The organism is Streptantibioticus parmotrematis (assembly GCF_019890615.1).
In the GTDB taxonomy this organism is placed as follows: Bacteria; Actinomycetota; Actinomycetes; order Streptomycetales; family Streptomycetaceae; genus Streptantibioticus_D; species Streptantibioticus_D parmotrematis.
The window spans coordinates 109,078-130,571 of sequence record NZ_JAINVZ010000008.1 but is presented as its reverse complement, the minus strand read 5'-3'; the positions used below and the strand labels follow the sequence as shown (position 1 = coordinate 130,571).

Sequence of the window (21,494 nt, the reverse complement as noted above, 5' to 3'; positions counted from 1 at the left end):
TCAGATGAGCACCCACTACCCCATCGCGATCATCGGCGCGGGTCTCGGCGGTCTCACGGCCGCCCGGGTCCTGCGCGTGGGCGGCGTCGAGGCCGCCGTCTTCGAATCGGAGGCGTCACGCGAGGTCCGCACCCAGGGCGGCATGCTCGACATCCACGAGGAGAACGGGCAGCGGGCGCTGCGGGCCGCGGGTCTGTACGACGACTTCCGCGGGATCGTCCATGAGGGCGGTCAGGCCATGCGCCTGGTCGGCCCGGACGGGACGGTCCACGTCTCCCACGAGGACGACGGCGCGGGCGGCCGCCCCGAGGTCGACCGCGGGGACCTGCGCGACCTGCTGCTGGACTCCCTGCCGGACGGCACGGTCCACTGGGGAAGGAAGGCCACCGGCGCCCGTGCGCTGGGCGACGGTCGCCACGAGGTGACCTTCGCCGACGACTCCGTCGTCACCACCGACCTGCTCGTCGGCGCGGACGGCGCCTGGTCCCGTGTGCGCCCGCTGGTCTCGGACGCCAGGCCCGCCTACACGGGCATCTGCCTGGTGGAGACCGACCTGTTCGAGGCCGACAGCCGCCACCCGCGCAGCGCGGCACTCGTCGGCGGGGGCTTCTTCATCTGCCTGGGGCACGAGCGCGGCCTCCTCGCGCACCGGGAGTCCGACGGCAGCCTCCACGTCTACGCCGCGCTCAAGGCCGACGAGGGCTGGCCCGACACGGTCGACTTCGGTGACCGGGCCGCCGCCAAGGCCGCGGTGCTCGCCCACTTCGAGGGGTGGGACGAAGGCCTGCGCGGTCTCGTCGCCGACGCGGAGACGATCACGCCGCGCCGGGTCAACGCCCTGCCGGTCGGCCACCGTTGGGACCGCGTTCCCGGCGTGACGCTGCTGGGCGACGCCGCCCACCTGATGTCGCCCTTCGCTGGAGAGGGCGCCAACGCGGCCATGTTCGACGGAGCCGAACTCGCCCTGGCGATCACCGCCCACCCCGGCGACACCGAAGCGGCCCTGTCCGCCTACGAGATGGCGTTGTTCCCGCGCGGCGAGACGTCCGCCGCCGAGTCCGCCGACAGCCTGCGGGACATGTTCGGCGAACGGGGCCTGGAGACCATGATCGACTTCTTCACGGCCCGGCCCGTGGAGCACTAGGCGGGCCCGAGGGGCGTCAGTCGCGGCCGGCGACGAAGTCGGCCAGCGCGGCGGCGACGGCTTCGGGCTGCTCGTCGGGGATGAAGTGCCCGGCGTCGGGCACGACGACTCCGGTGGTGTGGTCGGCCCATGGGCTGAGGGAGGCCGCCATGTCCACGATGGAGCCGTGGCTGCTGGATATGCCGAGGACGGGCACGGTCAAGTGCCGCCGGTCGAGCGCCTGGTGGTTCCTGCGTGCCGACTCGGCGGCGTCGCGGTAGTAGGCGAGGGAGGCGCGCAGGCCGCCGTCGGCGGCGAGGGCCGCCGCGTAGTGGTCGAGGTCGGCGTCGTCGAAGGTGCCGGGAGCGAGGGCCTTCGCCTTCAGGAACCAGTCGACGTACTCCCGTTCGCGGCCGGTGAGCAGGGTCTCGGGCAGGTCGGGCACGAGGTGGAACGCGAAGTGCCAGGTCTTCCACGCCTTGGCCGGGTCGGTGGGAATCGATTCCGGGAGGGTGATGCCGGGGATTCCGGCGTCGAGCAGGGCGACCCCGCGCAGGTGGTCCTCGTGGTCGAGGGCGAGGGAGAAGGCCACCCAGGCGCCGATGTCGTGGGCGGCCAGCCAGTAGGACGGCACTCCGAGCGCCTTGACGGCGGCGTGGACGTGGGCGGCGACCGTGTGGGTGTCGTAGCCGCGCTCCGGGCGCTCGGAGTGGCCTTGGCCCGGCAGGTCGATCGCGATGACGCGGAACCGGTCGGCGAGGCCTGGCATGACCTTCCGCCAGGCCCACCAGGTTTGCGGGAACCCGGCGAGCAGGACGACAGCAGGGCCGGTCGGTCGGCCGCCTTCGACGGCATGGAGGCGAATGCCGTCCGCGTCGACCCAGCGGTGGGTGAATCCGGCCAGGTCGTGCAGGGGCAGGTCGCGGACGGGGTTGCTTTCGGAGACGGTCATGGGGTCCTCCGTCGGGGTCGGGGCGTGGCCATGATCACGTCCGAAGGCTAACACATCTTGAACCGGCCAGTTCAAGATGGGATGATGGTCAGCACACGACACACCGACACACCGACACACCGACACACCGACACACCGACACACCGACACACCGGCAAGGAAGTGCCACGTGGCAGGCAAGAAGCAGTTCGACGTGGACACGGCGCTCGACGCCGCGATGATCCAGTTCTGGCGCGCCGGCTACGCCGACACCTCGGTCGACGACTTGTCCCGGGCGACCGGCCTGAACCGCAGCTCGATCTACTCCTCGCTCGGCGACAAGGACACGCTGTTCCTGCGCTGCCTGGATCGCTATGCCGCGCGCTATGGCGAGAAGTACGACGCCGCCCTGTCGTGTGCGGCCTCCGAGCCCCTTGCGGCGGTCCGCGCGTTCTTCGACGTCACCCTCGGGCGCATCGCCGATCCGGGACTGCCCGACGGATGCCTGATCGCCCAGTCGGTCATGGCGATTCCGGTGCTGAGCCCGGCCGTCGCGGCGCAGGCCAGGAAGGCGCTCGGCTTCCAGCGCCTGCGCCTGCGCGCCGCGCTGAAGGCCGGCCGGATGGCCGATCAGGACGCCGAGGCCTTCGCCGTGCACGCGGCGGCCGTGAACCAGTCTCTCGCCGTCATGAGCCGAGCCGGGGCGAGCCCGGCACAGCTCCTGACCGTGGTGGACGTGGCCGTCGACGCGCTCGCGCAGGCGTTGCCCGCGCGCGACTAGGCCGCTTGTGAACGGTGCCCGTGGGGCCTGCGTTACGAGGTGGCGCCGCGAGACCGTGCCCCCACCGAGGCCAGGACTCGGATCACCGGACCTGGCCTCAGGGTGGGCGTCAGCGCTCGTAGACGCCGGTCAACCGTGCGCGGGCGAGGACGGGTGCGGTGATGGCGGGCAGGAAGACGCGCGGTCGTGCCCTCTCCAGTGCTGTCGTGCCGAGGGGATCGTTCACGGGAGCCGCGAGGGCGAACAGCTGGAAGACGTAACGGTGCGGTCCGTGGCCCTTGATGGGTGCGGGCCCGTGGTAACCGCGTCCGATGGTGGACCGCAGCAGCCGGACTCCGTTGGCCGGGTGCGGTGCGTCGAGAGCGCCGGGACCGAGGTGTGCGGTGGCCGGGTCGATCAACGCGGCGCAGTGCACGGCGGGCTTGGGCAGGGGGACGTCGATGTCCTCGACGACCAGCAGGAGTTGGGCTGTACCGGGCGGCGGTGTCCAGGCAAGATGAGGAGAGGTGTCGTCGCCGCCGATGTTCTTCGCGCAATGCGCCAGCGGTATGGCGTCGCCGTCGCCGAAGTCGCGGCTGGTGAGGCCGAGTGACGTGGGCCCCCGTGAGCCGGCCGGATCGCCTCCCGAGTCGGACGAGTGGGAAACGCCGACCCCCGAATTCGACGGCACACACTGGAAGTTGGGCAGGTTCCACGCCAGGTGGGTGTCCCCCGCCCTGCGGTTCCTCAGGAGTCGGCCCAGCGGTGTCATCGGGTCGCCTCCACCATGTCGGTGACCTGTGCGGCGGTCGCGGTCTCGCCGAGCTTGGGGAAGACGCGTTCCACGCTGTGGCGGTGGGATTCCGCGTCGGGGTCGCTCATGGCGTCGGTGACCGCGACGACGTGGTAGCCGTGGTCGGACGCCGAGCGTGCGGTCGACTCGACACCTGAGCTGGTCGAGATGCCGGCGAGCACGACCTGGGTGACGCCCAGGTCCCGCAGGAGGGTGTCGAGTCCGGTGTCGTGGAAGGCGCTGCGCCGCCGCTTGGTGATCAGGTGGTCGGTCGGCTGGACGTCGAGTTCGTCGACGAGGTCGGTCCAGCCGTCGGGGAAGGCGTCGGCGCGTGCGGTCCGCCGGGCCTCGGTGCGGCCCGGCGGGCGTCCGGTGACGGTGACCAGCACCACGGGCAGGCCGTGCCGCCGGAACGCGGCGGCCAGGTGCGTCGCCTGCTGGACGGCGGCGGCGGTCGGACCGTCGGCGTGGGCCGGGACGAAGCCCTTCTGGAGGTCGATCACGACGAGCGCGGGGGTGGGATCGATCGTTGTCAGTGTCATTCCGGGGACTGCTCCTGTGGACGGCGTGGGGTGGACGACGTGGGGGTGGGCGGTGGGATCGGTCGCGGTGAGGTGGTCTCAGGCGTTGGCGGACCGGTCGGGTCGCGCGAGGGGATCGCCGGTGGCGGCCTCATGGGATTTCCGGGTCCTGGTGGGCCCGTTGCCCCGCAGCAGGGAGGCGAGCGCGGCGAGGAAGGCGAGGGCGGCGCCGAAGGCGAACACGACGACCAGCCCGGAGTGGAAGGGCCCAGCGATCAGGCTCGGGAAGAACTCGCGCCCGGTCAGCGTGCGTTGCTGAGTCGCCGTCAGATGAGCCAGGGCACCACTGGGTCGCAGCAGGTGCTGGACGGGGTTGACGCCGAGTTGGGCGGCGAACAGGGACGAGACCGGTGGGAGGTTGCCGACCTGGGCGGCGACGTGGGCCGGCACGCCCTGCTGCCGCAGTCCCGCGGCGAGGGTGTGCGGGAGGCTGCTCGCCAGTCCGGCGATCATGAGCGAGAAGAACACACCGATCGACACGGCGGTGCCGGAGTTCTGGAAGGTCGCGCGCATACCGGAGGCGACACCGCGCGACCGCGCCGGCACACTGCCCATGATGGAGGAGGAGTTGGGCGAGGCGAACATGCCACTGGCGATCCCGTTGACCGCGATCAGCACGGCGAAGGTCCCGTAACCGAAGTCCATCGGCAGCAGCATCAGGCCCAGGAAGCTCGCGCCGAACAGCAGCGCGCCGCCGGTCGCCAGCCCCCGGGAGCCGAGCCGGTCGGACAGGTAGCCGGAGACCGGGCCCGCGGCGAGGAATCCGGCGGTCAGCGGCAGCATGAAGATGCCCGCCCACAACGGCGTGGCGCCGTAGTCGTAGCCGTGCAGCGGAAGCCAGATGCCCTGCAACCAGATGATCAGCACGAACTGCATCCCGCCGCGGCCGATCGATATGGCGAGTCCCGCCAGGTTGCCGAAGGTGAAGGCCCGCAGGCGGAAGAGGCTCAGCTGGATCATCGGTGCCGCGACACGGTTCTCGATGACGACGAACGCCGCCAGCAGCAGGAGTCCGCCGGATATCAGCCAGTCGACCAGCGGGTCGGTCCAGCCCATGGTGTGCCCGCCGTAGGGCTGGAGGCCGAAGGTGACCGCGATCAGGACCGCGCTGAGGCCCACGGCGAAGGTGACGTTGCCCCACCAGTCGATCCGGCCGCCGCCGCGCCCGCCGGTCTCGCGCAGGGTGCGGTAGGCCCACACCGTGAAGAAGACGCCGACGGGCACGTTCACCCAGAACACGGCACGCCAGTCCCAGGCCGACAGCAGCCCGCCGGCGACCAGGCCGATGAACATGCCGGCCAGACCGGCGACCTGGTTGATGCCCAGCGCGAAGCCGCGCCGCTCCTTGGGGAAGGCGTCGGTCAGGATCGCCGCCGAGTTCGCCGTCAGCATCGAGCCGCCCACGGCCTGCACCAGCCGCCAGGCGATCAGCCACATCGCCCCGTGGCCGCCGTCGAGGGGATCGAAGGACAGGAGGACCGAGGCGAAGGTGAAGACCGCGAATCCGGAGTTGTAGATCCGCACCCGGCCGTACATGTCGCCCAGCCGCCCCACCGTGACCACCAGGACGGCCTGGACCAGCCGATATCCCATGATCATCCACAGCAAGTAGGCGATGTTGCCCGGCGCCAGCGGGTCCAGGTGGACGCCGCGGAAGATCGCCGGGAGGGCGATCAGCACGATGGAACCGTCGAGCGCGGACATGAAGACCGCGGCCGTGGTGTTCGTCAGCGCCGTCCACTGGTACCGGTCGCCGGGCGACCGGCGCGGGGCGCGCGAGGCGGTGGGATCCGTCATCAGCCTGCTTCCTCGTGGTCGCGCCGGCATCAGATGTGCCGGGCGAGCCGGTCGAGCAACGCCGCCGCCTCCGCCAGCCGCTCCAGCTCCGAGGGCGTGAACGTGCCGTCGGTCAGGGCCCGGCCGACGAGTTCGGCGCGCGCGTTGCGTTTGTCCTTCAGCGCCTGGTGACCGGCGCCGGTCACCGTGAGCACCATGCGCCTGCCGTCCTCCGGGTCGGGGTGGCGCTCGACCAGGCCGCGGTCCCGCAGCGCGCCGAGCGTCGCCCCCATGGCCTGTGCGGTGATCTGCGCCTCCTTGGCCAGCGCCGAGGACGTGGTGGGACCCGACCGTTCCAGAAGCGCCAGCGCGGACCGCTCGGGCATCGTCAGCCCGCCACCGACCGGCACTTGGCGCACCCGGCGCACCAGCACGCTGATGCTCGCCAGCAGGGCCGACGCGACGCGATCGGCGTTCAGATCATCACTCATATACTAAGGCTACTTTATCAACCTGCCTTAGTACATCCCTCCGCCGCCCCCGCGGCACGTCGCCGCAGGGGCGGGAGGCGCCAGGGGCGCCGGAGACGAACGCGGACGGCGCGCGGCTCGGTGGACGAGTTGGCTAGCGCCTCACGCGGTAGCGCAGGTGGACGACTCCGGAGCCGAAGGTGCGGGATTCGACGAGTTCGAGGTCCACCCGTCGCTCGTTCCGGGGGAAGAACGGAATGCCGCCGCCGACCAGCACCGGGTGCACCCTGGGCCGGTACTCGTCGATCAGATCCGCCGCGGCCGCCTCGGCGGCGAGAGTCGCGCCGCCGATCGCGATGTCGCCCTCCCCCGGCTCGGCCCGCAACCGCTCGATCTCCTCCGCCAGGCCGCCGGAGGCCAGCCGCGCGGCGCCCCGGACCGTGGAGAGCGTGGTGGAGAACACCACCTTCGGGAGCGGCTTCCAGAGCGCCGCCCATTCGAGCATGGAGTCGTCGAGCGAGGGATCCTGGTCGGCGGTCTCCCAGTACAGCATCGTCTCGTACAGCCGTCGCCCCAGCAGGTGGACGCCGACCTCACGGATCTCGTCGGTGACGAACCGGAAGACCTCCTCGTCGGGCGCCGTCCAGTTGAAACCGCCGTCCGGCCCGACGATGTAGCCGTCGAGCGAGACACCCATCGAACAGGTCACGCTGCGCATCGGAGGTCCTCCTCCCGGGGAAGGGATTCGACCGTACGACCGCCTACCCCTCCGGGGCCCGGCGCGACGCGCGGAACCCTCTCCTGGGCGCGGACCAAAAACAGCGGACCAAAAACAAAGGCGGCGTCGACAAGAACAAAGGCAAGGAGAAACGCGCTCTCCTTGCCACTCTCAACGTATAGCGCACAGGGGGGCTTGCCACAAGGCCCCGGGGCTGGCGCACAATCGTCGACTCAATGCCACAACCCGCGACAAACGGGGGCGTGGCCGGCTCACCAGGGCCGGGACCGGCAGTTCGGTACCGGCAGCGCGGTCGCGGAAACGCGGAAGCGCCCACCGCCCGACCGGGCGGGGCCGGGGGCCGACACGCCGGAGGGAAAGCGATCAGGAATGCGCACCACGCAGGACTCGACAGCACAGGACCCGACAGCGCAGGAGGCTCCGGTGACGCGACCGGCCACCGCACCGCGACCCGCCACGGCGGCTCCGGAGGCGTCCCGGTGACCGAGCAGTACGTGCTGGACCTCCAGCAGGCGGACGAGACCCGGGCCGCGCTCGTCGGCGGCAAGGGCGCGCACCTGGGCGGGCTGTCGCGGATCGAGGGCGTCCGCGTGCCGGAGGGCTTCTGCGTGACGACGCACGCGTTCCGGCGGGTCATGGCCGAAGTGCCGTCGATCGACGACCAGTTGGACCGCCTCGCGCGCGTGGACCCGGACGACCGCGCGGGGATCCGCACGCTGAGCGCGCGCATCCGCGGGGCCATCGAGGAGACCGCCGTCCCGGACGACCTCGCGGCGGCGGTCACCCGCGCGCTCGCCCGGCTCGGCGAACGCGCCGCCTGCGCCGTACGCTCCAGCGCCACGGCGGAGGACCTGCCGACGGCCTCCTTCGCCGGTCAGCAGGACACGTACCTGAACGTCGTGGGGCCGACGGCGGTCCTGGAACACGTCCGCCGGTGCTGGGCCTCGCTGTTCACCGAGCGGGCCGTGACCTATCGCAGGCGCAACGGCATCGACGACCGCACGGTCCACATGGCCGTCGTCGTGCAGCGGATGGTCCTCCCCCATGCCGCGGGCGTCCTGTTCACGGCGGACCCCGTCACGGGCGACCGGAAGGTCGCCACCGTGGACGCCGGCTTCGGGCTCGGCGAGGCCCTGGTCTCCGGCCTGGTGAACCCGGACGTCTTCAGGGTGCGGCACGGCGAGGTCGTCGCCAGGACGATCGCCGCCAAGCGCCGTGCCGTCCACGCGGTGCCGTCCGGCGGTACCCGCGAAGTGGCGATCGCCCCGGGGCGCCAGGAGCAGCCCGCGCTGACGGATGAACAGGCCGTGCGGCTCGTAGAGCTCGGGCGGCGGATCGAGGCGCACTTCGGCGGTCCGCAGGACATCGAATGGTGCCTGGCCGACGACGGCTTCCACATCGTCCAGAGCCGCCCGATCACGACGCTCTTCCCCGTCCCCGAGCGCGACGACGAGGAGAACCACGTCTACGTCTCCGTCGGCCATCAGCAGATGATGACCGACCCCATGCGGCCGTTGGGGCTCTCCATGTGGCAGCTGACGGCGATGGTGCCGATGCACGAGGCGGGCGGGAGGCTGTTCGTCGACGTCACTCGGCGCCTGGCCTCGCCCGCGAGCCGCGCCGGCCTCCTGGACGTCCTGGGCCGGGGCGATCCGCTGGTCAGGGACGCCCTGGAGACCGTTCTGCGCCACGACGGCTTCGTCCCGGCGCTCCCGGACGCGGATCCCGGCCCGCGACCCGCAGACACCCGACCCGCAGGTGGTGCACGCGGCGGCGGAACGTCCGGCAGGGGCGCGTCCGAAGGGGGTGCTCCCGCCCCGATCGCGACCGATCCGGCCGTCGTCACCGAGCTGGTCGAGCGCAGCCGGGCCTCCGTCGCCGCGCTGGAACGCGACATCCGGACGAAGAGCGGACCGGAGCTGTTCGACTTCCTGCTGGAGGCCTTCGAGGAGCACAAGCGCGTCCTCGGTGATCCGCTGAACATCCAGGCGATCATGGCCGGGATGGAGGCCACCTGGTGGCTCAACGACAAGCTGCGGGAGTGGCTCGGCGAGAAGAACGCGGCCGACACCCTCACCCTGTCCGCCCCCGGCAACGTCACGTCTGAGATGGGACTCGCGCTGCTCGACGTGGCGGACGTGATCCGCCCGCGGCCGGAGGTGGTGGCGTTCCTCCAGGGTGTCGAGGGCTCCGAGGGCGACGACTTCCTGGACGAGCTGCCGAAGCTGCCGGGCGGGGCCGAGGCGCGCGACGCCGTCGTGGACTACCTCGAGCGGTACGGCATGCGCTGCGTCGGCGAGATCGACGTCACCAGGCCGCGCTGGAGCGAACGCCCCGCCACGCTCGTGCCGGTGATCCTCGACAACGTCAGGAACTTCGCACCGGGCGCCGCCGAGCGGCGGTTCGAGGAAGGCCGGCGGAAGGCGTGGGAGAAGGAACAGGAGGTGCTGTCGCGCCTGCGGACCCTGCCGGACGGAGAGCGCAAGGCCGACGAGACCAAGCGGATGATCGACCGGGTCCGCACCTTCATCGGGTACCGGGAGTACCCGAAGTACGGCATCGTCAGCCGCTACTTCGTCTACAAGCAGGCCCTGTCGAGGGAGGCCGAGCACCTCGTGCGGGCCGGTGTGCTCCGTGAGCGGGAGGACGCCTTCTACCTCACGTTCCAGGAGCTCCACGACGTCGTGCGTTCGCGCCGGGTGGACGACGGGCTCGTGCGGCGGCGCAAGGACGCGTTCCGGTCGTACCACGCGCTCACTCCGCCCCGGGTGCTGACCTCCGACGGTGAGGCCCTCACGGGGGCGTACCGGCGCGACGACGTGCCGTCCGGCGCCCTGACCGGCGTGGCGGTCTCGGCCGGGACCGTCGAGGGCAAGGCCCGCGTCGTCCTCGACATGGCCGACGCCGACCTGGAGGCGGGCGACATCCTGGTGACGCCCTTCACGGACCCCAGCTGGTCGCCGCTGTTCGTGGGGATCGCGGGCCTGGTGACCGAGGTGGGCGGCCTGATGACCCACGGCGCGGTGATCGCCCGTGAGTACGGTCTGCCGGCCGTCGTGGGCGTGGAGCGCGCCACCCGGCTGATCCGGGACGGGCAGCGCGTTCGTGTGCACGGGAGCGACGGGTACGTCGAGATCCTGCCCTGAGTCACCGCGTCGGAGGCCCTCTCCCGCGGCTTCCGGGTGAACGTGGCCGGCGGACCGGCGGGCGGTCGGCATGGTCGGAGTGCTCGTGGGGAGGCGAGGGGGTGATCGACTTCCCCGGGCGCGTCGCACATGGCGTCGCGGCTCGGCCGGTTCGAGGGACGGAGAAGAACATGGGGAAGCTCGCCCGACGCCGCATCAGGGGCACCACGGCGGTCCTGCTGGCCGTCGCCGCGCTGGCGTGCGCCTGGCTGGTCGCCGAGATGGCGTTCCCCCTCCTGGTGCACAGCCGTCATCAGTGAGACCCGCCCGCGTCCGTCCCGGCCCGTCCCGGGACGGGCGTGCCCCGGCCGTCAGGCGCGGCTACAGTGGCCGGATATGCGCTGTAGACCCCGATTGGCCCGTAATCGATCCTGAAACCGGGCCAGTTGGCGGAAGGGGAACCGGGTGATTCACGATCTCACCGAACTCGGCCAGGTCGGCCGGGTGCTGAACGAGGCGCTCGCGCTGCTCGAGGGCGAACGCAAGCGCCTTCAGCGACTGTACGGGGAACCGGCACAGGACGAGCACCACATCGCCGGAAGTCCCGTGCAGACGCTGTACGGGATCGCACAGCTGGCCGACGGCGTACGCGACCAGCTCAAGCGGGTCGCCCTGGCCGCCGGGTACGTCACCTTCGGCCTGGACGAACGGGCCGACCAGGCGGTGCGGGTGGCGCGTTTCGAACCGGTGGGCTTCCCGTCCGGCGTCGACCGGATGGCGCGCCCGCTGGGTGAAGCGACCGTGCGGGCGCTGGAGTTGATCCGGGACGTCGCCGACTTCTTCGACGGGGACATGGCGATCGAGATCGACGTGTGCCTGGCCGCCCCCGAGGCCACGTACCCACCCCGCGACTGGGACGCCTACCAGCAGCAGCGCCTCAACCGCCCGGAGTAGCGCCCGGGCCCGGCCACGGGGAGCCGAGCGCCCGGCTGGGCGAGGCGCCGGTGGCACAGGCGGTCCTGCGCAACGCGGGCGGCGGTGCGCTGGCGATGGCCGTGACCTACGCGGTCGGCACGCTGCTCGGCGCCGCCGGGGCCTGACCCCGGGCCCGCAAGCGCCTCCCGTCTCACGGCGCCGCCGCGTCCGCGTCGCGCGTCTTCGCCGACGACGTGTCCGGCCTGGGCAGGGTGAGGCGCACGGTGAGTCCGCCGCCCGGGGTCGGGAGCAGCTCGGCGGTGCCGCCGACCGCGGTGACGAGACGGTGGACGATGGCGAGTCCCAGACCGGTCCCGGTCGCCTGTGGGTTCCCGAAGCGCCGGAACGCGCTCTCCCGCGCCTGCGCGCTCATGCCCGGCCCGTCGTCGACGACGCGCAGGACGACCCGGTCCTGCCGGCGCGTGCCGTCGACGCTCACCGTGCTCCCGGCCGGCACGGCGTCGAGGCTGTTGGCGATCAGGTTGTCCAGCACCTGTTCCAGGTCACCGGGGCCGAGGTAGGCGGACAGCCGCGGGGCGCATCGCGCGACGAGGGTCACGCCCCGTTCGCGGGCGACGGGTTCCCAGGCCCGCACTCGTTCCGCCGCCACCTCGTCTGCCCTGACCGGTACCGGCCTCGGGGAGGCGTTCTCGGCGCGTGCGACCGCGAGCAGGCCGTCGACCAGTCGTGACAGACGGGCGATCTCCTCCTGCGCGCGGACCAGTTCCTCCGCGGTCGCCCGGTCGGCACCGGTGGCGAGGAGGTCGAGCCGCAGGCGCAGCGCCGCGAGCGGGGTGCGCAACTGGTGCGAGACGTCGGCGACGACGGCCCGGTGGCCGTGTACCAGCGCCTCGGTGCGCGCGGCCATGGTGTTGAAGGCCGCCGCGAGCTGCCGGACCTCGGGCGGCCCCGATACCTGCGGCGCCCTGGCGTCCAGTGAGCCCTCGCCAAGCTTGCGGGCGGACGCCGCGACGGCGTGGACCGGTCGGCCGACCCAGCGGCCGAGCAGCAGCGACACCCCGACAGCAGCTGCCAGTCCTCCGGTCGCGATCAGGCCCAGCCGCAGCCACATGTCGTCGATGCGGTCGTCGAGCGGGTCCGCGGAGCGGCTGAGGACGGCGACGCCCACGGTGTCGTCGGTCTCCCCGACGGGCACGGCGGTGGTGAGCCACTGGTCGTCCTCGACCACCCGGGTGCCCGGATGCCGCAGGACCGCGCGGACCAGGGAGGCTCCGTCGCCGTCGGCCACGTCGGCGCAGCGGGTGGTGAGGACCACCGCCCCGGAGATGTCGTACACCGTCGCGCAGTCGCCGCGCCGCCCGGCCGCCCGCACCAACTGCGCGGCCTCCGCGTCGGAGTGGTGGTCGGAGAGGTGTTCCTCGGCCGCCGCGGAGATCGTGCTCGCGTCACCGGCCACCTCGTCGCGGAAGGACATCCGTTCCCGCTGCGCCATCGACACTCCCAGCGGGACCACGGCGAGGACCAGCACCAGGGTCAGGAGCGCCAGCACACTGAGCGTGATGCGACGGGTCATGGACCCGTCACGCGCCTGACGCCCGGCCCGTCGTCCTCTCCGGGCCCGCCGCTCATTCGGCCGGCCCCAGCCGGAATCCGCGTCCGTACACCGTCTCGATCAGCCGCGGGGACCCGAGTTTGCGCCGCAGTGCCGCCATGTGGACGTCGAGCACCTTGGTGGGCCCGTACCAGTGGGCGTCCCAGGCGCGTTCGAGGATCTCCTGCCGGGTCACCACGCGTCCGGGGTCGGCGGCGAGGCACTGGAGGATGTCGAACTCCTTGGGCGTCAACGGGATCTCCCGGCCGCCGAACTCCACCTTGTGCATCCGCACGTCGACGGCGAGGGACCCGTGGACGAGGACTTCGGGTTCCTGCGGCCGGGTGCGGCGCAGTACGGCACGCACCCGCGCCAGCAGTTCCGCCAGGCCGAACGGCTTGACCAGGTAGTCGTCGGCCCCCTCGTCGAGCGCCACCACCCGGTCGCCCTCCTCGCCGCGTGCCGTCACCACGATGATCGCCACATCGGACCCCCGCCGCAGCAGCCGGCACACCTCGACGCCGTCGATGTCGGGCAGTCCCAGGTCCAGCAGGACGACATCGGGCTGCGGGGCGGCGGCCAGGGCGGCACGCCCGCTGCCCACGCTCCGGGCCTCGTAACCCGCACCGTCGAGACCACGCACCAAGGAGTCGGCGATACCGGCGTCGTCCTCGACGACCAGCACCCGCAGCGCGTTGCGATCCCGCCCATCCACCACGCGACGATCCTACGTACGAGCAGGGAACGGGTCTTCGAAACGCGCCTGGAGCCCAGGGCCACCGGGGGGGGAGACGGACCGGAGGCCCTGGGCGAACCGGTGGGCGGCGGGCCTCAGGCGGCCAGGATCTCGCCCGCGCGCTTGCCCTCGCCCGCTCGCGTGCCGTGGTGCCGGTCGGCCCGCAACCGCTCCAGCAGGGCGTCGGCCGTGGCGAGCGCCTGATCCACCGCGCGGGCCCCGGTCATGACGCACAACGTGTAGGACACGTCCTCCAGGACGCGGCCCGACTCGTCGGTGGGCTCCAGCTCGTGCCGGAAGCGGGCCTCGGCGAAGCGGGCCAGTACGGTGCGCAGTTCCTTCTCCGCCGGCAACAGCACAACAGATCCTTCCGCCATGGACGTGGTCGGCAGGCCGACCGATGATGTCTCGCGAAGTCCGTGACGGCGAGCTGTACGTGGGGGGAAGTGGCCCGGCACGGCAGTGACTTCGTCGTCCTTGTGCCCGCCGCGGCCCGGTGTATGCCACAGCTTCTCCTGGGACGTGCGGTGGCGGGTGGTTCCGGCCGCCGCGCCTCCCGCGTCGGTGTCGCCCGCGCGGTGCGGGGTCACCGCGACGGCCGCGCGCTGCGGCGTGGCGTGCCGGGTCGGCGGGTACGCGCGGAACATGGTGAGCGTCGGTGTGGAAGAGGAGTACCTGCTGCTGGACGCGGACAGCGGATATCCCGTCTCGCGGTGGGAGGAGGTGCGGGCCGCGGCGGCGCGGCAGCGGGCCGTCGCCCGCGGCGAGGTGGAGCGGGAGCTGTTGCAGGCGCAGGTGGAGGTGGCCACCCCGGTCTGCGACACCCTCGACGAGGTCGAGCGGCATCTGCGCCGCCTGCGAGGAGCGCTGCACGCGGCCGCGGCGGAGACGGGGTGCCGCGTGGCGGCCAGTGGCGCGGCGCCGTTCCTGGGGCCCGCGCCGGTGACGGACCAGCCGCGGTACCGCAGGATGCTGGCGGACGCGGCGCTGCTGGTGGACGAGCAGATGATCAACGGCATGCACGTCCACGTCGGCGTGCCGGACCGCGCGCGGGCGATCGCGGTGCTCAACCGGATCCGGCGGTGGCTGCCGGTCCTGGTGGCCATGTCGGGGAACTCCCCTTACTGGGACGGGGCGGAGACCGGATTCGCCAGTTGGCGCACCGTGGTCTTCGGGCGGTGGCCGGTCAGCGGTCCGCCGCCCGCGTTCGACGGTCCCGAGGATTACGAACGCCGCACCGAGCAGTTGCTGCGCGTCGGGGTGATCCGCGACCGCGGCCAGGTGTACTGGCAGGCGCGCCCGTCGGAGCGCTATCCGACGGTCGAAGTGCGGGCGATGGACGTGCAGTTGAGGCCCGAGGACGCGGCGATGCTCGCCGGTGTGGTGCGCGCGCTGGTGACGGCCGGGCTGAACGAGGCGGAGAGCGGGGCGACGGCGGGCCCGCTCGTTCCGGACGAACTGCTGGCGGCGGCGAACTGGCAGGCGGCACGGCACGGGCTCAACGGCCACCTGGTCGATCCGCTCACGTGCGAACCGCGCCCCGCCGCCGAGGTCGTCGCCTCGCTCATGGACCACCTGCGCAAGACGCTCGACGACACGGGCGACCTGGAACGGGTCTCGGCGGGCGTGGAACGGCTGCTGGACGACGGCACCGGGGAACAGCGGCAGCGGCGAGCCGCGGCATCCGGCGGCAAGGAAGGGCTGCTGGGGTTGCTGAGCACCGGCGAGCGCTGACCGTTCCCGACCCCTGACCCTCATTCCACTAATGTTATAGTGAAATACCCGGACCGCGATACCGGCGTGCGACATCGGCGCGCCCGATCCCTCGCGTCCGGTTTCGGGGAGCCTCCGGGGAAAGAGGAGTACAGGTGAACGACAGCACGAGCCGCTCGGGCCCGGGCGACGGGCCCGCGCTGGAGGCGCGCGGCCTGGGGAAGAAGTACCGGCGCGGCTGGGCGCTGCGCAACTGCTCGTTCCGGCTGCCGGCCGGACGGATCTGCGGGCTGGTCGGCCCCAACGGGGCGGGCAAGAGCACGTTGCTCGGCATCACGGCCAACCTGCTGGAGCCGACCGCCGGCACGCTGCGCGTCTTCGGCGCGCCACCGGAGTCGGCCGAGGCCAACCACCGCACCGCCTTCCTCGCCCAGGACAAGCCGCTCTTCCGCCGCCTGACCGTCGAGGAGACGCTGCGCCTGGGCCGCGAGCTGAACCCGGGGTGGGACCAGGCGGCGGCCGAGGACATCGTGCGGGCCGGGAACATCCCGTTGACCGCGAAGGTGGGCACCCTGTCGGGCGGTCAGCGCACCCGGGTCGCCTTCGCGGTGGCGTTCGGCAAGCGCCCGGACCTGCTCCTGCTCGACGAGCCCATGTCCGACCTCGACCCGCTGGTGCGGCGCGAGCTGATGGGCGTCCTGATGGCCGAGGTCGCGGAACGCGGCACGACCGTGCTGATCTCCTCCCATCTCCTCTCCGAGCTGGAGAACGTCTGCGACTACCTCTTCGTCGTCTCCTCCGGCGGGCTGCGTCTGGCCGGTGAGGTCGGCGCGCTGCGGGCGGCGCACAGCGTGCTCACCGTCGCCGGGAACGACGAGGCCGCCCGCTCCGAGCTGAGCTGCCACACCGTCGTCGAATCGCACACCGACGGCTACCGGTTGACGGCGCTCGTGCGCCCTCACGGAACACTCACGGCGCCCGGAGGACCGCTCGCCGAGGGCTGGGAGGCGGCCTCGCCGAACCTGGAGGAACTGGTGCTCGCCTATCTGCGCTCCCCCGAGGCCCCGCCCCTGCTGACCCGCAGCGCCCAGGTCCCCGGTGCCCACGACACGACGGCGGTGGCGGCGTGACCACACTGAGCGGCACCCCCGCGGCCACCCGCTCCCCGCGCCTGCTGCGGCTGCGCGGCCTGACCTGGCTGGTGTGGCGGCAGCATCGGGCGGCGTTCTGGACGATGCTCGGCCTCACCGTCGTGTGCGTCGCCTGGATCGCCTACCAGCGGGCCGGGATGATGCACTACCTCGACCGCTTCGGCTGGCCGCATCCGCGGACGGACGACTGGACCCAGGGGTTCCAGCCGCAGCTCGACAGGTTGAACCAGGTCGGGTCCGTCATCCTCGGGGTCCCCATCCTGCTCGGCGTCTTCGTGGGCGCCCCGCTGCTCGCGGGCGACCTGGAGAACGGCACGGCGAAGCTGGTCGCCTCGCAGTCGGTGAGCCGGGTCCGCTGGCTCACCGCCAAGCTCGGCATCACCCTCGCCGTGGTCCTCGTCTGCACCGGGGCCCTGGGCGTCGCGTACGGCTGGTGGGTGGGGCCGGTCAAGGCGACCAGCCAGCTGACGTGGACCGACGAGACGGTGCTTGACACCACCGGTCCCCTGCCCGCGGCGCTCACCCTGTTCACCGTGGTCGGCGGCATGGCGATCGGCCTGCTGGTGCGGCGGGTGCTGATGGCCATGGTGGTCACCTTCGGTTTCACCGTCGTGCTGGAGATCCTGTGGGTGCACTTCCAGCTCTCCCTCGGCAGCGTGGTCACGGTGCTCACCCACGGCGGCGTGCTGGGGGACCCCCCGCAACTGCCGCCCGGTGCCTACGAGGTGGACCAGTCCTACCTCACGAGCTCCGGCCACACCGTGGGCTGGAGCACGTGCAGCAACGCGCCCACGGACAAGGCGCACGCCGCCTGCCTGGCAAGCAACCACATCGTGGGCTGGTCGGTGAAGTACCTGCCGATTTCCCGGATGTCCTCGATGCAGTGGACCGGCACGGCGATCCTGGTGGCGCTGTCGGTGGCCGTCGTCGCGTACGTCCTGCTGCGCAGCCGCAAGCGCCTCGTCTGACCTGGACGCGGGGCCGGTGGCGCCGTCGAGCCCGAGCAGGGCCCGGCGGCGCCATCGGCCCCGCGGGCGTTTCCAGGTCGGACGGCTCAACGCGGGGCTCGCGGGCGGAGGTTCGGCGGACCGCTCCCGGGGGCCGGTTCAACGCGCGGTCCTCGGGCGGTGGTTCAGCGCTCCGCGTGCGGGGTCATGACCGGACGCGCGCTCGACGTGATCAGCGGGGTCGCCCCGGGCGAGCGCAGGTAGGCCATGAGGACGTCCTCGACGGCCGGCTCCACCACGTCCCATCCGTCGGCGACCGGCACCCGCGGCCGCACCAGGGCCGTCACCTGCCGTCGCGTGCGCCGCACTTCGACCACCTCGTGCAGATCCGGCTCGGGCAGCGGGTCCTCGGCGTCGTCGGTCCCCACCAGCAGCCGGTGGCGGTCCAGTATCTCGTCGACGTCACCGGCCAGCCGGGTACGGCCCGCGCCGAGCAGGAGCACGAAGTCGCAGATGCCGTCCAGCTCGCCCAGGACGTGGGAGGAGATGAGCACCGTGATGCCGTGTTCCGCGGCCTCCGCCATCAGGACACCGGTGAGCTGGTGCCGGGAGATGGGATCGACGTCCGCCATCGGCTCGTCGAGCAGCAGCAGTTCGGGACGCTTGGCCAGGGCGACCGCGAGTGCGACCCGGGTGCGCTCGCCACGGGACAGTGATCCGACGCGCACCGACAGCGGCAACTCGCCCTGACGCACGATGCGTTCGGCGTTGTCCTGGTCCCAGACGGGGTTGAGTTCGCGGCCCAGCCGCAGCGTCTCCTCGATGGTGAAGCGCGAGTAGAGCGGCTTGTCCTGCGCCAGGTAGGCGATCCGGCGGCGTGCCGACGCGGTGTGCGGTGCCTCGCCGAAGACCGTGATGCTCCCGCTGGTCGGCCGGGTCAGACCGGCGGCCAGCTCCATGAGGGTGCTCTTGCCACCGCCGTTGGGCCCGACGAGGCCGCAGACGCGGCCCGCGGGTATGCGGAAGGAGCAGTCGCTCAGGGCATGGCGGCGGCGGTACCGCTTGCCCAGACCGCGGGCCTCCAGCACGGCCACGTCGCCGGACGGGTGCCGGTCCGCCGTCGTACGGGCCAGTTCGCCGGACCGCCCGCCGGGAGAACGGGACGCCCCGCTCATACCGCGTCCCCGGTGCGGCGGTGCGCCGTCGAGGCGGCCGGGGCTACCGGAAACCAGGCGTCGAGTACCGAGGCGATGAGCGCTGCCGCGTCCTCCCGGTCGAGGCCCGCGGCGTGCGCGCGCCGCATCCAGTCGGTGAGTTCCGCGTGCAGCACGGAGTCCGCGGCCGCCTGCGGTTTGCCCAGCGAGTGCCGCACGAACGTGCCCACGCCACGACGGCTGTCGACCAGTCCCTCGCGCTCCAGCTCCCGGTACGCCTTCAGCACGGTGTTGGGGTTGATGGCGGTCGCCTCGACGACCTCGCGCGCGGTGGGCAGTTGCTCCCCCGGCTGCAGGAAGCCGAGCCGCAGCGCGCGCTTCGTCTGCTCGACGATCTGCACGTAGGTGGCGACTCCGCTGCGCCGGTCGATGAGGTACTCCATCGCGACCCTCCCACGCCTTCGACCTAATGGTTTTCCTAGTTATCTAGGGAACTCTACCCGCGTCCCCAACCGGCGAGCCACAGGGCGGGACTTGACAATCACGACCCACCCATGACACCACTTCACTAGTTATATAGTGAAAGCAGGGAAGTGGAGAACGCATCGATGGGCGACATGAGAGGTGGCACGCCGGGCGGCACGACGCGCGGCGTACCGGGCCACGGGCCGGCTGACGCGGGAGGCGGCCCGGACGGCGGCGCGCTCGCCACCCTGGCCCTCGCGCCCCGGCCTCCGGCGCGCTCCCGCTCCCCCCGCACCCGGCCGGCGCGCCGGGACCGCCCGCCCGTCGAGTCCGCCACCGGGCCGGGCCTGCGGCTGCCCGGCCCGGTCGCCATGGGCTGGACGCTCTGCGCGCTGTTCTTCTCGCTCTACGCGATCGTCTCCGTCCGCCGCCACGAGCGCATGCTGTCGGCCGGGTACGACCTGGGCATCTTCGAGCAGGCGGTACGCGCCTACGCCCACGGCCACGCCCCCGTCGCCGACCTGAAGGGCCCCGGCTTCGACCTGCTCGGCGACCACTTCCACCCGGTCCTGGCGCTCCTCGCGCCGCTCTACCGGCTCTTCCCCGGTCCCCTGACCCTCCTGCTGGCGCAGGCGGCACTGATGGCACTGGCCTGTCTGCCGCTCACCCGGTGGGCGCACCGGGTCGCGGGTCCGGTGGCCGGTCTGGTCATCGGCTGCGCGACGGGAGCCTCCTGGGGCATCGCGTCCGCGATCGGGTTCGACTTCCACGAGATCGCGTTCGCGGTGCCGCTGCTCGCGTTCAGCATGGAGGCGCTCGGCCGCTCCCGCTGGAGGGCGGCCGTGCTGTGGGCGGCACCGCTGCTGCTGGTCAAGGAGGACCTGGGGCTCACCCTCGCGGCCGTGGGCCTCTACGTGGCATGGCACGGGCCGAGGCGCCTGGGCCTGGTGACCGCGGTGGTCGGCGTCATCGGGACGGCGGTCGAGGTGCTGGTGCTGCTGCCGGCCGCCAATCCCCACGGCACGTTCGACTACTGGCACCAGATGTCGGCGGCGCACCCGGCCTCCGGAACGGGCGGGGTGGTCGCGGCCGCCGTGCACGCGGTGACCCATCTGTTCCGGCCGCCCCTGAAGTTGCTGCTGCTGGCGATGCTGGCCGGGATGACCGCGTGTGTCGGCCCGCGCTCCCCGATCACCGCGCTCTGCCTGCCGACGCTCGCCTGGCGGCTGTTGTCCGCGGATCCGCACTACTGGGGTGTCGGCTACCACTACAGCGCCGTGCTGATGCCCATCGTCCTCGCCGGCCTCGTCGACGTCCTCGCCCGCCGACCAGAGCTGCGCGCGCCCGCCACGTTGCGCCGGATCCTCACCGTGGTGGGCCTGTTCGCCCTCGTCACGACGGCGGTCTACCCCCTGCACGACGTCGTGCTGCCCTCGACGTGGCGGACCTCCGCGCACGTGCGGACCGCGCACCGGCTCGCCGACCGCATACCCGACGGCGCCACGGTCGCCGCGAGCAACCGGCTCGCCCCGCTGCTCACCGACCGCGCCACGGTGAGCCTGGTGTGCGAGGGGTCCGGCGCGCCGGGCACCGGACGGGCGGCGCTTCCCGCGCGGTTGCCCGCCTGGGTCGTCGTGGACCGCACCGACCCGACCACCCAGTCCCCCTGTTCCACGGCCGAAACCGCCCGCATGCTCACCGCGTACCGCGCCGACGGCTACCGCACGGTCGCGGACGAGAGCGGAATCCTCCTGCTGCGCGGGCCCTTCCGACCCGGGCCACCGGCTGCCGTCCAAAACGCGGGCGGAGTTGTCAGTACTGGCGGTTCCAGGAGGCCCCCGGTCGCCGGGCCGGCACGGTCGGCACCGCGGAGGTGACGTTCGCGCCGGGCACCGCGGGCTGACCCGCCCGGCCCGGAGACCGACCCGGAGACCGGCCGGGCTTGCGGCACGCCTGGGCCCCGGCCGGTCGTCCGGCCGGGGCCGCCGTTCGGAACCGTCGCGCCCGCTCGGGTCCTACGGCGTGTGCGTGCACCCCTGCTGGCCGTAGTACGCCTCGTACTGGCCCATGACCCACGGGTCCGCGGAGATGGTGAACGTGCGGTTCGGGTGGGAGCAGTGGAAGGTCGTGCCCTTGGACGTGGCCCCGGCCGCGCCCTTGGGCGTGCTGGTGGTCGCGCCCTTGGGCGTGGTGGTGGCCGTGGCCGTGGAGCCGGTGGGATGTGCGGGCTGCTGCTGCGGGACCGCGGCCGCCGAGGCCGCGCCCGCGCCGCCGGCGGTGAGCAGGGCGGCGGCGAACGCCATGGCCAGGGTCTTCTTCTTCATGGTCACTCCCAACGACTACGCATGTGACACATCCCACCTCCCCGAGCCGACCCCGCCGAAACCCCACGAACCCAACTTGTCATGGGAATTAAAACGGCAAATACCTCAAATGCGGACAATGGGAATATAGCCGCCATTAGGCTCAGGGGGCGGCGAGCTCACGGGGCAGGGTCCGGGGG

Annotated in this window: 21 protein-coding genes and 1 pseudogene; 10 read left to right on the top strand and 12 right to left on the bottom strand. The window is 72.4% G+C overall.

Annotated elements, in window-relative coordinates:
* The first annotated feature begins 4 nt into the window (after window positions 1-4).
* Window positions 5-1,144, top strand: coding sequence for an FAD-dependent oxidoreductase (locus tag K7472_RS14425; RefSeq protein ID WP_222977882.1), 1,140 nt, complete (start codon window positions 5-7; stop codon window positions 1,142-1,144).
* A 16-nt stretch (window positions 1,145-1,160) separates the two neighbouring features.
* Here the strand turns inward: K7472_RS14425 and K7472_RS14420 are convergent, their stop codons facing one another.
* Window positions 1,161-2,075: an alpha/beta fold hydrolase gene (locus tag K7472_RS14420; RefSeq protein WP_222977881.1), complete on the bottom strand. Its 915-nt coding sequence runs from the start codon at window positions 2,073-2,075 to the stop codon at window positions 1,161-1,163.
* A gap of 169 nt (window positions 2,076-2,244) precedes the next feature.
* On the opposite strand from K7472_RS14420, the gene K7472_RS14415 reads away from it, so the two are divergent.
* The gene (locus tag K7472_RS14415) at window positions 2,245-2,835 is read left to right on the top strand and encodes a TetR/AcrR family transcriptional regulator (protein ID WP_222977880.1); all 591 of its coding nucleotides are present in this window, start codon (window positions 2,245-2,247) and stop codon (window positions 2,833-2,835) included.
* A gap of 109 nt (window positions 2,836-2,944) precedes the next feature.
* Here the strand turns inward: K7472_RS14415 and K7472_RS14410 are convergent, their stop codons facing one another.
* From K7472_RS14410 to K7472_RS14390, 5 genes are all read right to left on the bottom strand, one after another.
* Complete coding sequence (locus K7472_RS14410; RefSeq protein ID WP_222977879.1) at window positions 2,945-3,586, bottom strand: YbhB/YbcL family Raf kinase inhibitor-like protein; 642 nt, start codon at window positions 3,584-3,586, stop codon at window positions 2,945-2,947.
* Window positions 3,583-4,149 carry a cysteine hydrolase family protein gene (locus K7472_RS14405; RefSeq protein ID WP_222977878.1) on the bottom strand — a complete coding sequence of 189 codons (567 nt, stop codon included), beginning with the start codon at window positions 4,147-4,149 and terminating at the stop codon, window positions 3,583-3,585. Before K7472_RS14405 ends, K7472_RS14410 begins: the two co-directional genes overlap by 4 nt.
* 78 nt (window positions 4,150-4,227) lie before the next feature.
* Complete coding sequence (locus K7472_RS14400; RefSeq protein ID WP_222977877.1) at window positions 4,228-5,985, bottom strand: MFS transporter; 1,758 nt, start codon at window positions 5,983-5,985, stop codon at window positions 4,228-4,230.
* 29 nt (window positions 5,986-6,014) lie between these two features.
* Window positions 6,015-6,455, bottom strand: coding sequence for a MarR family winged helix-turn-helix transcriptional regulator (locus K7472_RS14395; RefSeq protein ID WP_222977876.1), 441 nt, complete (start codon window positions 6,453-6,455; stop codon window positions 6,015-6,017).
* Between the two features lie 133 nt (window positions 6,456-6,588).
* Window positions 6,589-7,152 (bottom strand): dihydrofolate reductase family protein, encoded by a 564-nt coding sequence (locus K7472_RS14390; RefSeq protein WP_222977875.1) that lies wholly within the window; start codon window positions 7,150-7,152, stop codon window positions 6,589-6,591.
* 500 nt (window positions 7,153-7,652) lie between these two features.
* Here K7472_RS14390 and rph point away from each other — a divergent pair, with 500 nt between their 5' ends.
* From rph to K7472_RS14375, 4 genes and pseudogenes are all read left to right on the top strand, one after another.
* On the top strand, window positions 7,653-10,319 hold the full coding sequence (gene rph, locus K7472_RS14385; protein WP_222977874.1) for a rifamycin-inactivating phosphotransferase: 2,667 nt from the start codon (window positions 7,653-7,655) through the stop codon (window positions 10,317-10,319).
* Between the two features lie 170 nt (window positions 10,320-10,489).
* Window positions 10,490-10,618, top strand: coding sequence for a hypothetical protein (locus K7472_RS33240; protein ID WP_289678993.1), 129 nt, complete (start codon window positions 10,490-10,492; stop codon window positions 10,616-10,618).
* Between the two features lie 145 nt (window positions 10,619-10,763).
* Window positions 10,764-11,252 (top strand): hypothetical protein, encoded by a 489-nt coding sequence (locus K7472_RS14380; RefSeq protein ID WP_222977872.1) that lies wholly within the window; start codon window positions 10,764-10,766, stop codon window positions 11,250-11,252.
* 17 nt (window positions 11,253-11,269) lie between these two features.
* Window positions 11,270-11,398: pseudogene (locus K7472_RS14375) on the top strand (VIT1/CCC1 transporter family protein); the annotation flags it as partial.
* 26 nt (window positions 11,399-11,424) lie between these two features.
* On the opposite strand, the gene K7472_RS14370 reads toward K7472_RS14375, so the two are convergent.
* The 3 genes from K7472_RS14370 to K7472_RS14360 all read right to left on the bottom strand — a co-directional run bounded on the left by K7472_RS14370 (window position 11,425) and on the right by K7472_RS14360 (window position 13,920).
* Entirely contained in the window at window positions 11,425-12,807 is a 1,383-nt protein-coding gene (locus K7472_RS14370) for a sensor histidine kinase (RefSeq protein WP_222977870.1), read from the bottom strand.
* A gap of 52 nt (window positions 12,808-12,859) precedes the next feature.
* Window positions 12,860-13,543: a response regulator transcription factor gene (locus tag K7472_RS14365; RefSeq protein ID WP_308013912.1), complete on the bottom strand. Its 684-nt coding sequence runs from the start codon at window positions 13,541-13,543 to the stop codon at window positions 12,860-12,862.
* Window positions 13,544-13,656: 113 nt separating this feature from the next.
* The gene (locus K7472_RS14360; protein ID WP_222978046.1) at window positions 13,657-13,920 is read right to left on the bottom strand and encodes a DUF5133 domain-containing protein; all 264 of its coding nucleotides are present in this window, start codon (window positions 13,918-13,920) and stop codon (window positions 13,657-13,659) included.
* Window positions 13,921-14,206: 286 nt separating this feature from the next.
* Here K7472_RS14360 and K7472_RS14355 point away from each other — a divergent pair, with 286 nt between their 5' ends.
* The 3 genes from K7472_RS14355 (at window position 14,207) to K7472_RS14345 (ending at window position 17,393) form a co-directional block, all read left to right on the top strand.
* Window positions 14,207-15,295 carry a carboxylate-amine ligase gene (locus tag K7472_RS14355; RefSeq protein ID WP_222977862.1) on the top strand — a complete coding sequence of 363 codons (1,089 nt, stop codon included), beginning with the start codon at window positions 14,207-14,209 and terminating at the stop codon, window positions 15,293-15,295.
* A 134-nt stretch (window positions 15,296-15,429) separates the two neighbouring features.
* Window positions 15,430-16,404 (top strand): ABC transporter ATP-binding protein, encoded by a 975-nt coding sequence (locus K7472_RS14350; protein WP_308013911.1) that lies wholly within the window; start codon window positions 15,430-15,432, stop codon window positions 16,402-16,404.
* Window positions 16,401-17,393, top strand: a complete 993-nt coding sequence (locus K7472_RS14345; RefSeq protein WP_222977860.1) for an ABC-2 membrane transporter-related protein — start codon at window positions 16,401-16,403, stop codon at window positions 17,391-17,393. The genes K7472_RS14350 and K7472_RS14345 overlap by 4 nt, the downstream gene beginning before the upstream one ends.
* Window positions 17,394-17,557: 164 nt before the next feature.
* Here K7472_RS14345 and K7472_RS14340 read toward each other — a convergent pair whose 3' ends face one another.
* Together K7472_RS14340 and K7472_RS14335 are read right to left on the bottom strand one after the other, a co-directional pair.
* Window positions 17,558-18,547 carry an ABC transporter ATP-binding protein gene (locus K7472_RS14340; RefSeq protein WP_222977858.1) on the bottom strand — a complete coding sequence of 330 codons (990 nt, stop codon included), beginning with the start codon at window positions 18,545-18,547 and terminating at the stop codon, window positions 17,558-17,560.
* The gene (locus tag K7472_RS14335) at window positions 18,544-18,969 is read right to left on the bottom strand and encodes a GntR family transcriptional regulator (protein ID WP_222977857.1); all 426 of its coding nucleotides are present in this window, start codon (window positions 18,967-18,969) and stop codon (window positions 18,544-18,546) included. Before K7472_RS14335 ends, K7472_RS14340 begins: the two co-directional genes overlap by 4 nt.
* A gap of 165 nt (window positions 18,970-19,134) precedes the next feature.
* Here K7472_RS14335 and K7472_RS14330 point away from each other — a divergent pair, with 165 nt between their 5' ends.
* Complete coding sequence (locus tag K7472_RS14330; protein ID WP_252395590.1) at window positions 19,135-20,868, top strand: DUF2079 domain-containing protein; 1,734 nt, start codon at window positions 19,135-19,137, stop codon at window positions 20,866-20,868.
* 138 nt (window positions 20,869-21,006) lie between these two features.
* On the opposite strand, the gene K7472_RS14325 is transcribed toward K7472_RS14330, so the two are convergent.
* Window positions 21,007-21,315 (bottom strand): hypothetical protein, encoded by a 309-nt coding sequence (locus K7472_RS14325; RefSeq protein ID WP_222977854.1) that lies wholly within the window; start codon window positions 21,313-21,315, stop codon window positions 21,007-21,009.
* Window positions 21,316-21,494: the final 179 nt, after the last annotated feature.

What these genes read in the sequence shown, in the direction of transcription:
- K7472_RS14330 (WP_252395590.1), top strand. Translation starts at nt 19,135, where the DNA reads ATGGGCGACATGAGAGGTGGCACGCCGGGCGGCACGACGCGCGGCGTA.
- K7472_RS14355 (WP_222977862.1), top strand. Translation starts at nt 14,207, where the DNA reads ATGGTGAGCGTCGGTGTGGAAGAGGAGTACCTGCTGCTGGACGCGGAC.
- K7472_RS14325 (WP_222977854.1), bottom strand. Translation starts at nt 21,315, where the DNA reads ATGAAGAAGAAGACCCTGGCCATGGCGTTCGCCGCCGCCCTGCTCACC.
- K7472_RS14340 (WP_222977858.1), bottom strand. Translation starts at nt 18,547, where the DNA reads ATGAGCGGGGCGTCCCGTTCTCCCGGCGGGCGGTCCGGCGAACTGGCC.
- K7472_RS14425 (WP_222977882.1), top strand. Translation starts at nt 5, where the DNA reads ATGAGCACCCACTACCCCATCGCGATCATCGGCGCGGGTCTCGGCGGT.
- K7472_RS14410 (WP_222977879.1), bottom strand. Translation starts at nt 3,586, where the DNA reads ATGACACCGCTGGGCCGACTCCTGAGGAACCGCAGGGCGGGGGACACC.
- K7472_RS14395 (WP_222977876.1), bottom strand. Translation starts at nt 6,455, where the DNA reads ATGAGTGATGATCTGAACGCCGATCGCGTCGCGTCGGCCCTGCTGGCG.
- K7472_RS14370 (WP_222977870.1), bottom strand. Translation starts at nt 12,807, where the DNA reads ATGACCCGTCGCATCACGCTCAGTGTGCTGGCGCTCCTGACCCTGGTG.
- K7472_RS33240 (WP_289678993.1), top strand. Translation starts at nt 10,490, where the DNA reads ATGGGGAAGCTCGCCCGACGCCGCATCAGGGGCACCACGGCGGTCCTG.
- K7472_RS14400 (WP_222977877.1), bottom strand. Translation starts at nt 5,985, where the DNA reads ATGACGGATCCCACCGCCTCGCGCGCCCCGCGCCGGTCGCCCGGCGAC.
- K7472_RS14405 (WP_222977878.1), bottom strand. Translation starts at nt 4,149, where the DNA reads ATGACACTGACAACGATCGATCCCACCCCCGCGCTCGTCGTGATCGAC.
- K7472_RS14420 (WP_222977881.1), bottom strand. Translation starts at nt 2,075, where the DNA reads ATGACCGTCTCCGAAAGCAACCCCGTCCGCGACCTGCCCCTGCACGAC.
- K7472_RS14390 (WP_222977875.1), bottom strand. Translation starts at nt 7,152, where the DNA reads ATGCGCAGCGTGACCTGTTCGATGGGTGTCTCGCTCGACGGCTACATC.
- K7472_RS14335 (WP_222977857.1), bottom strand. Translation starts at nt 18,969, where the DNA reads ATGGAGTACCTCATCGACCGGCGCAGCGGAGTCGCCACCTACGTGCAG.